At 36.1% G+C, this 13,319-nt stretch carries 10 protein-coding genes; 2 read left to right on the forward strand and 8 right to left on the reverse strand.

Translation table 11 applies throughout. From position 1 onward, the window contains the following. Nucleotides 1–122: 122 nt before the first annotated feature. Complete coding sequence (locus tag ACFQ0I_RS03285) at nt 123–1,973, forward strand: CBS domain-containing protein (protein WP_379939301.1); 1,851 nt, start codon at nt 123–125, stop codon at nt 1,971–1,973. A 4-nt stretch (nt 1,974–1,977) separates the two neighbouring features. Continuing rightward, nucleotides 1,978–3,168, forward strand: a complete 1,191-nt coding sequence (locus tag ACFQ0I_RS03290; protein WP_379939303.1) for a succinylglutamate desuccinylase/aspartoacylase family protein — start codon at nt 1,978–1,980, stop codon at nt 3,166–3,168. Nucleotides 3,169–3,215: 47 nt separating this feature from the next. Here ACFQ0I_RS03290 and ACFQ0I_RS03295 read toward each other — a convergent pair whose 3' ends face one another. The 8 genes from ACFQ0I_RS03295 to ACFQ0I_RS03330 form a co-directional block, all read right to left on the reverse strand. Beyond that, entirely contained in the window at nt 3,216–3,611 is a 396-nt protein-coding gene (locus tag ACFQ0I_RS03295; protein ID WP_379939305.1) for a hypothetical protein, read from the reverse strand. Nucleotides 3,612–3,635: 24 nt separating this feature from the next. After that, entirely contained in the window at nt 3,636–4,883 is a 1,248-nt protein-coding gene (locus ACFQ0I_RS03300) for an alginate lyase family protein (RefSeq protein ID WP_379939307.1), read from the reverse strand. A gap of 112 nt (nt 4,884–4,995) precedes the next feature. Continuing rightward, nucleotides 4,996–5,508, reverse strand: coding sequence for a DUF922 domain-containing protein (locus tag ACFQ0I_RS03305; RefSeq protein WP_379939308.1), 513 nt, complete (start codon nt 5,506–5,508; stop codon nt 4,996–4,998). Between the two features lie 39 nt (nt 5,509–5,547). After that, on the reverse strand, nt 5,548–7,383 hold the full coding sequence (locus ACFQ0I_RS03310; protein ID WP_379939310.1) for a M1 family metallopeptidase: 1,836 nt from the start codon (nt 7,381–7,383) through the stop codon (nt 5,548–5,550). 167 nt (nt 7,384–7,550) lie between these two features. Next, nucleotides 7,551–9,164, reverse strand: coding sequence for a S8 family peptidase (locus ACFQ0I_RS03315; RefSeq protein ID WP_379939312.1), 1,614 nt, complete (start codon nt 9,162–9,164; stop codon nt 7,551–7,553). Nucleotides 9,165–9,189: 25 nt separating this feature from the next. After that, complete coding sequence (locus tag ACFQ0I_RS03320; RefSeq protein WP_379939313.1) at nt 9,190–10,050, reverse strand: MBL fold metallo-hydrolase; 861 nt, start codon at nt 10,048–10,050, stop codon at nt 9,190–9,192. A 159-nt stretch (nt 10,051–10,209) separates the two neighbouring features. Next, nucleotides 10,210–12,411 (reverse strand): SulP family inorganic anion transporter, encoded by a 2,202-nt coding sequence (locus ACFQ0I_RS03325; protein WP_379939315.1) that lies wholly within the window; start codon nt 12,409–12,411, stop codon nt 10,210–10,212. Further along, nucleotides 12,408–13,256, reverse strand: a complete 849-nt coding sequence (locus tag ACFQ0I_RS03330; protein ID WP_379939317.1) for a universal stress protein — start codon at nt 13,254–13,256, stop codon at nt 12,408–12,410. The genes ACFQ0I_RS03325 and ACFQ0I_RS03330 overlap by 4 nt, the downstream gene beginning before the upstream one ends. Nucleotides 13,257–13,319: the final 63 nt, after the last annotated feature.

Below are 13,319 nucleotides of genomic sequence, written 5' to 3' on the forward strand. Positions count from 1 at the left end.
AACTGCAAAAGTAACAATATCAGTTAACACTACGCATGTAATGTACTTTCATGATAAAAATCATAGGTAAAATGGGCTAATAATAGTAACTTAACGAAGTTAAACACGTTTGTGCAATAGCGATGGGAGATTTAAATGTTTCTAAATTTAAAACTAAAAAAGACAGAGCTAATTATATTCATCATATTTTAAACGACATTGAAGCGCTTGATTTAATGATTGAAAGAGAGCTGTTTGAAGAAGGCACCTTGCGAATAGGGGCAGAACAAGAACTGTGTTTAGTTAATGAAAATTTTTTACCAGCAAGCAGATCCATTGAAGTACTTGATAGTATCGACGACCCACATTTTACTACCGAAATCGGGAATTATAACTTAGAAATTAATCTGGATGTATTAGAATTAAAGTCCGATTGTTTCTCTAAACTGCACAAACACTTAGATGCATTATTAGAAAAAGCCAAACAAGTTGCTGCTAAAAAAGATATTAAATTGGTGCTTACGGGCATTTTGCCATCACTATCGGTAAGTGACGTGGACGAAGAAAACATCACAAACTTAAAACGCTATGAGTTATTAAACGAAATTATAAAACGTCATAGAAATCAAAGTTTTAATATTCACATAAAAGGGGTAGACGAGCTAAACCTATTGCACGATTCGGTGATGTTAGAAGGCTGCAATACCAGTTTTCAAATGCATTTGCAACTCAATCCTAAAGATTTTGTAGATAATTATAACTGGGCGCAGGCTATTGCAGGCCCCGTATTAAGTATTTGTACCAATTCGCCTTTGCTTTTCGGAAAAGAGCTGTGGCGCGAAACACGCATTGCCTTATTTACACAAAGTATTGATACGCGCGCCAATTCATATTTATTAAACGAAAAACAAGCGCGGGTAAGTTTTGGTCATAAATGGCATACCGGAAGTGTGTCAGATATTTTTAAAGACAACATTTCAAGATACAGAAGCTTTATAACCACCAATTTCTCGAAAGATAGTGTGGATATGATTAACAACAACGAAACACCAAAATTAAGCGCCTTACGTCTTCATAACGGGACAGTTTATCCTTGGAACCGTCTTTGTTATGGCACTTATAAAGGGAAACCCAATTTAAGAATAGAAAACCGCTACATTCCTGCGGGACCTACAACAACCGATGAAATTGCCAACTTAATGTTTTGGGTAGGAGTGATGCTTGGGAAACCTAAAAAATTCAACAACATCCATACGCAATGGGATTTTAAAGATGTTAAAACTAATTTCTTTAATGCAGCACGTTACGGTATGGCAACGCAGTTTTACTGGAATGGTGCCTTTATAAGCAGTCACAAATTAATTTTAAACGAACTAATTCCAATGGCTTACAAAGGCTTATACAGCGTGGGTATTACGCAAAAAGACACCGAGTATTATTTAAAAGTTATAAAAGATAGAGTAGAAGGTACTAACGGATCGGAATGGATTGTTAGAAACTACCGGCAATTACAAAAAAAATTCAAGCCATTTGAAGCGATGCAAGTGCTAACGGCCAACATGTATAAAAAACAAGAAAAAGGCTATCCCGTGTCTACTTGGGGTAAATTGCATGAGTCTGATGAATCACCATTTAAACAACAGCGCATTGTAAAACACGTTATGAGTTCCGATATTTTTTCGGTAGGTAAAAATGATAGTATTGCGTTGGTTTTAAGTATTATGAAGTGGAAAAACATTCATCATATGCCTGTTATTAGTAGCAATCGTAAATTGTTAGGATTATTAAGTTATACCGATGTAAAAGCTTTTGCAGAATCTAAGAAAGGACAGAATGCATCCGTTCAAAGAATAATGAAAAAAGATATTGTAACCATTGATGAAAACACAACCGTTGAAGCGGCTCAAAAAATTATGAAAGCACATGCTATTGGCAGTCTTCCGGTAGTAAGTCAGAATAAATTAGTAGGACTAATTACACATAACGATTTTTGAAAATATGATACATGTTTATAGTAAAGCCCTAGATAACAAAATAGCTGTAAACAAAATACTTGCACATATAAAAGGCCCAAAAAAAGGGCCTACAATAGTATTTTTTGGAGGCATACATGGTAACGAAACTTCGGGTGTTTTTGCCTTAAAAGACGCTTTAGATAGTATTAACCCCGTGCATGTTCACGGAACTATTTATGGTATTGTAGGTAATTTTAGAGCGCTGCAATTACAACAACGTTTTGTAGACGAAGATTTAAACAGACTTTGGACCAAAGACCGCATTACCGAAATTAAAAACAAAACCGAATTAAACACCGAAGAAAAGGCGCTTTTAGAGTTGTTAGATATTTTAAACACTATTTTAGAAAACAACAAACCACCGTTTTACTTTATAGATTTACACAGTACCTCGAGTAAAACCCTGCCTTTTATCACAATTAATGATGCTTTAATAAACAGAAAATTTGCCAGTCAGTTTCCCGTACCTGTGGTATTAGGCATCGAAGAATATTTAAACGGACCCTTATTAAGTTATATAAACGAATTGGGTTATGTAAGTCTCGGGTTCGAATCTGGGCAACACGACGATTTACGCGCCATTACAAACAACATTGCCTTTATTTATTTAAGTCTTGTGTATTCTGGCAGTTTAGAAAAGAAAGGTATTGTAAAATTTAAAAGTTATTACGAGCAGTTAAAAACTCAGGCCGCCAATATGGTTAATATGTTCGAGGTTATTTATCTGCACCGAATACATCCTACCGATTCATTTAAGATGCTTAATGGGTTTAAAAGTTTTCAACCCGTAGTAAAAGGAACACCACTAGCTACCAGTAACAGTGCCGAAATAAAAGCCGCTTATTCAGGTATTATGTTTATGCCATTATACCAGCAACGAGGCGACGACGGATTTTTTATTATCAAGATTATTAACCCGTTTTTATTAAGACTATCCATTGTATTACGCCGCGTTAAGTTTGATGGCTTATTAGTGGCATTACCGGGGGTTTCGTGGCTTAATAAAAAGGAAGGCATTTTGCAAGTAAACCTAAAAGTAGCCAAGTATTTTGCCAAATCGCTATTTCATTTATTGGGCTACAGAAACAGGCATCTTACACCCACACATTTGCGTTTAAATAATCGCGAACGCGTAGCAAAAACGGCCATTTATAAAAAGGAGAAGTGGTATTAAAACCTTAAAGCTAGCACAAACGGTGTGGTTATCTATTAATTTTTTTATTAAGAATTTGGTATGGTATTTTCTAAAAAAAAATGCTGTAGGCAGGTACATTGGTCGTCTAAAAAACCTTCAATTTCTTCAATAAATTCTGGAGTTTGTACTTGCCTGTTAATGGTTAAATGTATTACTAGTTTATTAGGTTCGGGATTCAATCCGGTGGTAATGGTCCAAGCTAGGGCATTCGGGCATTCCTTCAGCGCAAAACGAAATCCACCTTTAATGAGTGCTCGGGTTAATGTAAATTCGCCCCAAATACCGCCAATTTGAGCTTCGGCAGATGCTATATTTCCAATTACAAAAATATCATTTGTTAATAATTCTAACTGGTTTAACGTGAATGTATTTTGAATAAACTGCTCTTGGGTCTGAATGTTAAGAACTCGAAAAAATTCCATAGTAAATACGATTGCTTTTCAATTTTACAAAAAGAGGCTGCTTGTAAGACTTAACGACTGCAGATCTTCATTCTTTTTACCAGTTGCCTGCTCTTTTTCAATGAGAATAGCGATGCTTTTCTTCAGTAAACTGCTTATCTCTTTTGATGGGGCGTAGACAGACATACGTGCTAGGGCATCCATCAAATCCGACACATCGGTGCCATGTATATCGGTGTAAGGCCATGCTTCGCCATTAATTACCGGGGCGAGATACTTAAAAGCCAGCATTAAACTTTTACCATCTTTGGTTTTATAGTTCCACATATCTAATCCAACTTTATCACCAACCATGGCTATACTAGTAAGTGCATCTAAATTATAGCAGCTATAGAAAAAGGAACGGGTACGTGCTATTTCGTGCGTTTGTTTGCCTTCGGCATCCAACTGCTGTTCCAGACTTTGTTGTGCCAAGTTTACCATGTCTTTCGCTAAGGGCTTATTGCCTAAATACAAAGCCAAAGTTGCCACTTGGTATTTGTACCAGGATGCATGGTTATTGTTTTGATTGTTTTCGGTTTTACCTAAGTTGCTTTCTGTTAACCAGGTAACATAATCTGTTAACCATTGGTTTATTTTTTGCGTGTCGTTTTGGGTCCAATGTGCAGACTTTGAAAGTATGGCAACAGCATCGGGTACTACGGCGGCAATAGATTTCCCATCCAGAATGCCCGAGGAGCGTCTTTTGGAATACCCAGGTACACTTTGTGCATATTCCAAATGCGGATGCATACGTGTAGTGTCGTCTAGAAACCAGGTTTTTAGCATACTGGCGGCTTTTTCAGCATAGCGTTCATCGCCTGAAAAATAATAGGCAAGACTTAAGCTTTTTACGCCACCAGTCATGGTGCCCAATCTTTTTCTATCTACCGCATCGGTTTGGGTGTCGGGGTTGGTTTCGCCATCTTTTCGTATCCAAGGCAATCCGTTCGATACTTCTGGATTTGGCCACCAATAACGACTGATACTTAAATAATCGTGTTTGTTTCCCGAAGGCGGCACGATGGTTTTATCCATTACTGTAGGATTCTTGATGCTGAGTAATTTGTTTGCTGAAGCAATAAGTGCTTTATAAGCAATTTGAGTACGCTCTGAAGCGGTACCATCATGCAGTTTTTGCTTCACTTTTGCCAGCACCATGCTATCTAATTGAATACTAACTGTAGAAAATCCTTTGGCGTTTAATAACATAAATAAGGCTAAAACACAGGTAAACTTTTCAACTTTTAACATCTTTTAGTTTTTTTATTAAATACTGATAAGGTACAGATTGCTTGGTTTCTCACATTGTTGTAAAACACTGTAACATGGCTTTTTTAAAAGTACTTATTTTAAATAAATAATCTTATAAGAGAAGCGTATTAATTTTTTCTATCCATGCATCGTTTTCTAGCTTTTTTGCTCCATGATTTGTTTCTACATCATATTGCTTTTGTAAAAGCCGGCATTCCTTATAAAACGCATTATATTCATCCCAATACTTTGAAAATCGTTGTTCTTTGGCAGATTTTAATGCAGCAAACCGTTGTCTAATTTTTCGAGCATAAAGCTCTGCAATATCAAAATGCAGCTGTTCGTGGTTTAATAAATTGACGTCTGCAGAAATAGTCCAAGAATGATTTGTATAAAAATGAGCCTGAACTGTTAAGTCCTGATAATTCAATATATGATCTTGCGCATCTACTTTAACATTTTCTGGAATAATATCTATTTTATAACTGGTAACGGCGTAGGCAAAAATATCAGGATTCATGGTGCCTTTATAATCATGCCACTGTAACTTATTGGTTTTACTCCAAGGGATAATGTTAGCATCAACAGATATCTTATTTTCTTGAGAAAATAAAGAATTGCACACGAAGCAGAGCGTAAAAAATGTTGAAAACAGTTTCAAAATTCACTTTTTATTATTCTCTTTATTAATATCGGCCATAAAGTTTTTGGGATCTATTTCTACGCTTTTCACGTCTTTTTTAGCAGCAAACGTATAGGTAGGGTATGCCCAAGCCCAATCTTTTATAAGGGTTGCGGTAGTTGGTTTTTCGCCACGCATCATTTGTAAAGGGATGTAAAAATCTTCGGTATTTCCATCGTTGTAAGTTACGGTAACATCAATAGGCATAGGCATTAAGCCAATACGTTCTAGAGTTACGTTGTTGCCATCAATGGATTTTACAGCATAATCGATGGTGTTGGTGGTTTGTGCAAAATCTGTTAAATACCAATCGAGCTCTAATCCCGAAACTATTTCGGCAGTACGAATAATGTCCAACGGTTTAGGGTGCTTAAACACGAAGTCGTTAAAGTATTTTTTGATGGTGCGTTCTAAATTTTCTTCACCCATAATATATCCTAACTGCGCTAAAAACACCGCGCCTTTACTGTAAGAGGCAATACTATAGGCTCGGTTAAAGTTATAACGGTCGCCATGCGTAGTTAGAGGTTGTTCTCTACCGGATTTTGCCAGATAAATATAGGCGTTGTAGGCGTCTTCGGAAGGGTTTTGTTTGCCTTCGTTAAAAAGATCGTTTAAAGCTTTATATTCTATATAGGTGGAAAACCCCTCGTCCATCCAAGGATGTTTCGATTCGTTGTTTGCTAACAAAAACTGAAACCAGGTGTGCGCCATTTCGTGTGCTACAACGCCCTTTGTTAAACCTTCGTAAGTGCCTTCACCCAACAAAAGCGTGCACATGCCATATTCCATTCCGCCATCGCCTCCTTGAATAATAGAGTATTGCTTATAAGGATAGTTGCCCACAAGGTTGCTGTAATATTGCATAAACTCGACTGCTTTTGGCTGCATGCGTTTCCAGTTGTCTTTTTGCTCGCTGGTCATGGTGTTTTTATATAAAAAATGCAGCATCGGGCCATTAGGTACCTGCATGGTATCGTGAATATAATCTGGGTCGGCAGCCCAGGTAAAATCGTGCACCATGGGCGCCACAAAATGCCAGGTTAGTTTATTGGTTTTTGGTCTATTCACCTTTCCAGTTTCGTAACCATAACCAATGTCGTTAGGGTTTTGTAAATAACCGGTGCCACCAAGAATGTAGTTTTTATCGATGGTAATTTTCACATCAAAATCGCCCCAAACACCAAAAAATTCGCGCCCAATATATGGGTCGGCATGCCAGCCCTCAAAATCGTATTCGGCCATCTTAGGATACCATTGCGCCATAGATAAGGCGACACCTTCTTTATTATTTCTACCAGAACGACGAATTTGAACGGGTACCTGACCATTAAAATCCATTTTAAAAGTTACACGTTCTCCGGGTTGAATAGGTTTTGCTAACGTAACTTCTAAAATTGTACCTACGGTTTCGTAGTTTAAAGCAACACCATTTTGAGATAAAGCGTTTACTTTAATATAACCAATTTCGTGAGGTTGCAGTTTACTTATGCGGTCTTTTACACGCTGGTCTGGATCGGCAATGGTTCGAGAACGCACATCCATTTCGCTACCAGGTTGAAAAGCATTAAAAAATAAGTGATAAAAAACACGGTTTAAAACATCGGGAGAATTATTGGTATAAACCAGCGTTTGTTTGCCTTTATATTGATAGGTTTTTACATCCATATCAATATCCATTTTATAATCTACATGTTGTTGCCAGTATGCTGAGGTTGCTGTATTTTGAGAGGTTTGGAAACTAGCTGTAGGTGATTGTGCCGTGCTACAAGACCAAATGAAGCAAATACAAAGTAGGGAGAAAATGAAACGTTGCATGTGTTTTTGTTTGAATAAGGTTATAGGTTACTATTGCGTGTTTTTTAATAAATTGCCGTAAAATAATAAAAAAATAGATTCTGAATTTCGCTCAGAATCTATTTTAAATCATTTAATCTGCGTAATAAACTGAAACATTTTCAGTGCTATAAACAAAATTATTGTCTTTAATTTAATTTAGACATTTGATCTGCCATAATTAAGGCATTGTAAGCATTTACAATTCTTTCAGATTTACATAAATCGGCAAATGGTTTTACATTATTGGTGTCGCCACCTACAATGACTTTTGTTTTTACTGGTAATCCGGAATTCATTATTATTTGTTTTACCTGAGCTGCAGATAATTTAGGATAATACGAACGAATTAAAGCGGCAACACCAGCAACTGCAGGAGCCGCCATAGAAGTTCCTCCTTTAGTATCGTATTCGTTTTCTGGAGTCGTTGAGTACACTTTTGCTCCCGGAGCGAAGACATCTACGTTTGCTTTTCCATAATTTGAAAAACTTGCAACCATATTAGAGCCATATTTTGGCTCTAAAGCACCAACACGAATATAGGTATCTGAAATTTCTACACCATTAATATTATCGTCTGGGAAATTTGGTTCTACATCAACATTATTGCTATCGTTTCCTGCGGCATGTACAAATAAAACATCTTTTTCAGCGGCGTATGCAATGGCTTCACGAACCCAGTCGCTGTGTGGAGAAAAACTTTTTCCGAAACTACCATTAATTATTTTAGCTCCGTTATCTACGGCATATCGTATAGCAAGCGCTACATCTTTATCGTATTCGTCGCCGTTTGGAACCGCGCGAACAGACATGATTTGTACATTGTTAGCAACACCATTTGCACCTTTACCATTGTTACGTTCTGCAGCAATAATTCCAGCTACGTGTGTACCATGACTTTCGCTTTTCTTAACTGGTTTTACGTTTCCGTTACCGTAAAATTTAGTACTCAAATCTTCCGGATCATCGCCATTTACGCGACCTTTAAAGCTTTTATTTAGGTTGTAATTTAAGCGTTCGTTAATGCTTTCTAAACCTTCGTTAATTTCTTTTATAGCATCCGCTAAAGAATCCATACCGTTACTATACATGTATTTTGCAATTTGTACAGCTTTATTTAAATCGGCATCTTCAGATTTAATAGCATTTACTTCGGCTTTAGTGTAATCTTTTTTACCTAAATGTTTTGCTAGTAATTCATCGGTATTTGTAAGCTGCATATAAATTTGATCGTATTGTGTTTTTCTACCTAGCCATTTTTGGTATTCAACATCATAAAGTTTTTGTGCAGCTTCATAATCTGGATTTGAAGTATCGCCACTAGCCAATATGCGCACATATTCTAATTGCTCGTCGTATCCATCACCTAAAAAGTTCCATCCATGAACATCGTCAACATAACCATTTTTATCATCGTCAATGCCATTATTTGGTATTTCTCCTTTGTTGGTCCACAGTACATCGTTTAAGTCTTCGTGGTCTATATCGATACCAGAATCTATAACGCCAACAATAACGGTAGCTCCTTTTCTGTTTTTAATAATTTCGGCGTAGGCTTTATCAACACTCATACCAGGTATGGTATCTTTTACTAAATCTAAATGCCCCCAGTTGTGTTTTTCAGCTTCGGTTAATTCCGAAATTTTTAAAGGCGTAGAATCAATATTTTCAATTGGGGTTGACAGGATTGCTGCAGTACCGCCGCAACCTGAGAATAAAACGGCGATAAAAGCCGTTAGTAGCATTGTTTTAATTGTTTTCATCTGTTTTTATTTGAATTAGTCACTTTTATTTGAATATATCTTGTGAAGTAAGGATATTACTTACTTTAAAACCACGTTCGGCAGTATCGATGGTTATAATTTCGTTATGCGCATCGTGTTCTAAGAATAAATAATAGTTGTTTTTTGCCGCTGTACTTAGAAATTTTTCTTTTTCGTCGAGGGTTATTAACGGTCTTGTATCATAACTCATTACAAACGAAATGGGTAAATGTCCAAGCGTTGGTAATAAATCGGCCATATAAGCTATGGTTTTATCTTTGTACTGTATTAGCGGAATCATTTGTTTATCGGTATGTCCGTCTGCAAAAAAGATATCGAATCCGAGTTCAGAATTTTTTAGCGTATCACCTGTTGGAAGTGCCATAAATTTTAACTGACCGCTTTCTTGCATGGGCAATATGTTTTCTTTTAAAAACGATGCTTTTTCTCTTTTATTGGGTTGAGTGGCCCATTTCCAATGGTCTTCGTTCGTCCAAAAATGAGCATTTTTAAAGGCGGGTTCGTAACCTGTTTTATCACGATTCCATTGGATGCTTCCACCGCAGTGGTCGAAATGTAAATGAGTCATAAACACATCGGTAATATCATCGCGATGAAAACCATGTTTTTTTAGAGATCCATCTAATGTGGCATCACCCGATAAATAATAGTATCCAAAAAATTTATCAGATTGCTTATTTCCCATTCCGGTATCAATCAATATCAATCGGTCACCATCCTCAATTAAGAGACTTCGAGTGGTTAAATCGATCATATTATTCGCGTCGGAAGGATTTGTTTTTTGCCATATAGATTTTGGAACTACTCCAAACATAGCGCCTCCATCAAGCTTAAAATTGCCTGTGATAATAGAGTATAAATTCATAGAAATGTAAAATTATGAAAATCGTTACAATTTTACGGGAAAATTATGGTTTTGTTAAGAGATTGTAGGTGATATAAGGCATTTGTTTAGAAAATAAAAAGGATTAATTTTGTGCACATTAGCATCTTCGCACAGCTACATCAAAAATATCTTTGTTACTTAATTTGAATTAATGACGTCTTTGAGTCGTTTACCAAAATCAAAAAGGGCTTTTATTTCTTTTGTACTTGCTAAACGCTCTTTGCCAAACAACAATAAAGCGCGTCCGTTAGATTCTACGTGATAATACGGATTGCTTTCAAAAAAATGGGTGATATCGTCATTAAAAAATTGTTGTATTGCTTTTTCATTGTCGCCTAATAACCGAAATCTATTAGAAAAATCGCTATGGTTTTGTATCGGGATGTCTTTAAAACCCGCAAAAGCGTAAACTTTTTCTAGAAACCCTTCTCTGTCTAGAGTGAATTCTGGAATGGTATTGTTTAATTTAATATGAAGCATCGTGGTTCTAATGACTTCTTTGGCAATAAATTCACCTTCAGAAAATTCAATATCGAATAATTTTATGGTGCTATTTTTATAGTTTAAAACGTTATAAATATGATCGATTGTTTTTGTGTTGAAAAATAGGAAATTGTTTAAAAAATCGACTTCATGAATATTTTTTGAATGATAGCTTAGATTATAATCTACAGCCAAACTTTCCATACTGGTTTGCCGGCGTGTTAAGTTGTTTTTTATGATGTTTGGAACGGGTAGTAACCGCCTTAACGCAAACGGATGTTTGGAATCGGTGTCGTGCATATCCAATCCAATAACATCAAAATGACCACCTCTTTTTTTAAATAATTCTTGGTAACTATGCATATTTTCCATGACCGTATGATCTACAAAACTGCATAATGAAAAATCTACAATAACATCTTGGTCTTCGGGAACTGCGTCTAGTTTGTTTTTTAATTTATAATAATTTAAAAAGCTACAAAAGTGTTTGACGCTGACGTAGAAATTGTGCTGACCTTCTTGTTCGCGATACATTAAAACGTTAGGTTTTAAAACATTTTTAGCGAATAAAGTTATGTTTTTATTGAGAATAAAATGAATGATTAAAGTGGTAATTACACCAGCGATAATACCTGTAATTAAGCCAACTTTTAGGGTAACTATAAGGGTGACAAAAAAGATAATAAGTTGTTCCTTACCTATATAGAAAATTTTTCGGATTACGTTTGGTGAGGCTAATTTATAGCCTGTATAAACAAGGATTGCCATGAGTGCTGGAAGCGGAATGCGCTTTAATTGTGTGCTAAACAAGCCTATAAATAATAATAAAAAAGTAGCATGAAAGAAATTGGACGAGCGGTTCGTGGCGCCATTATTTACATTCACCGAGCTACGAGCAATAACGGTAACCACGTTTAGTCCACCTAAAAGCCCACTAAAAACGGTTGCAATACCAAGGCCTTTAAGGTCTTTATTAACATTCGATCTTCTTCTTTCGGGATCTAACTTATCGACTGCCTTGATACTTAAAAGCGACTCAATACTAGCTATAAGCGTAATGGCGAATACGCTACTCCAAAACGGAAAAGTGGCAAAATTTGTAAAATTGGGCAGTTTTATATCATCAATAATCGTTTGAAACGTTGGAATACCCGAAATCATATATTGTTTCGCAATGGGATTATCTTGGTGAAGTACCAATTCAAAATAATAACTAAAGCCAATAGATAAAATAACAATCCACATTGGAGCTGGAATAAGCTGTAGATATTTATTTCTAATTTTAGAATAAAACAGCATAATCACCAAGCCTAAAACCCCAGCCGAAGCCGCATATATTAGGCCTTCGTTTTTATATTGCAAAGCATCGGCTATGGTAATTGGCGTTTCGAAAAGATAATCGAGGGTATCTTCGCGTTTAATTTTATGCGCCAGCATAATATGAAATTGCTTGCCGAGAATAATAAGTCCAATGGCCGCTAGCATTCCTTGTATGGCAGATGACGGAAAAAAATCTGCCAGCTTACCCATTCTAAAAAAACCAAGTAGCAATATTAAAAACCCCGAACAGATGATAGCGGCATAAGCACTTTCTAAACCAAGCGTTGTGATAGCTACCAAAAGTACCCCGACCATCCCATTTCCTGGTCCGGTAATAGTAACGTTGCTGCCACCTAAAATGGCTACCATGACACCACCTACTACAGCTGCAATAATGCCCGAAATAGGTGGTGCATCGCTAGCCATGGCAAGACCTAAACCAAGTGGCAAAGCAATTAAGCTTACCACGAAACCCGAAAATATATTTTGCGGGATAGTTTTAAAAAAACTTTTTATTTTATTTTTTCTAGGACTCATTGCAGTATTAATACATCGGTTGGCAATTCGGTTAAAATGTGTTCGATATCGTGCGGAAACAATCGATCCCAAAATGTCATTTTGGTAGGCGCATTCATAACTAATAAATCGGCACGCGATATTTGAGCATAATGCCCAATAGAATACCCTTGCTGACCAAAAATAGGTTGTGTTTTTATAGTAATATTTTCGGTGTATTCTTTAGGAATGTGTGCGATAATATCTTTTATTCTGGCGTTTTCTCTAAGTTTTATACGCTCTTTTATAATGTTGGTTCTACGTAATGAGATATCGTCGTCTACTTTAATTTTTATTTCTTCTTGTTTTATTTCTTCAACAATGGTAATCTTTTCGGCTTGCAATTGGTTTGCTACGTAAAACGCTGAAGCTATGGTGCGTTCTGTTTTAGGGTCTTTTAGCCCATTTACTACAATATGTTGGCAGGGAACTCGATTTACCGAAGGCTTTATTAGCAATAAAATAGAACATTTTGCTTTGCGCGTAAGTTTTCGGGCAATAGAACCTAAATAATATTTTAAAAACCGCTCCTGTTGTAAAGCTCCCAGAATTAACAAATCGATGTTTTGTTCTTCAGTAGTTTTTAAAATAACATCTACGGGGTTACCCATTTTAAAAATCACTTCATAATCTAAGGCGTCTTTTTTAAATGGTGCTAAAATAATTTTAAGGGCTTTTATTTTGTCTTCAGAAGGGTCACCAACATGAATTAAAAATAATTTAGATTCAAAAAAAACGGCAAGTCTTGCCGCCTCAAAGAGGTTTGCTTTTAAATTGGGTGAAAAAGCCACACCTATACCAATACTTTTAAAAGGTTTTAGAGACACTTAAATTGTAAATAAATTTCGAAAGACGTAAGATAGTATTTTTTAAAAACATGAAGCCGTTAA

This window comes from Mariniflexile aquimaris (genome assembly GCF_042676825.1).
Classification (GTDB): Bacteria; Bacteroidota; Bacteroidia; order Flavobacteriales; family Flavobacteriaceae; genus Mariniflexile; species Mariniflexile aquimaris.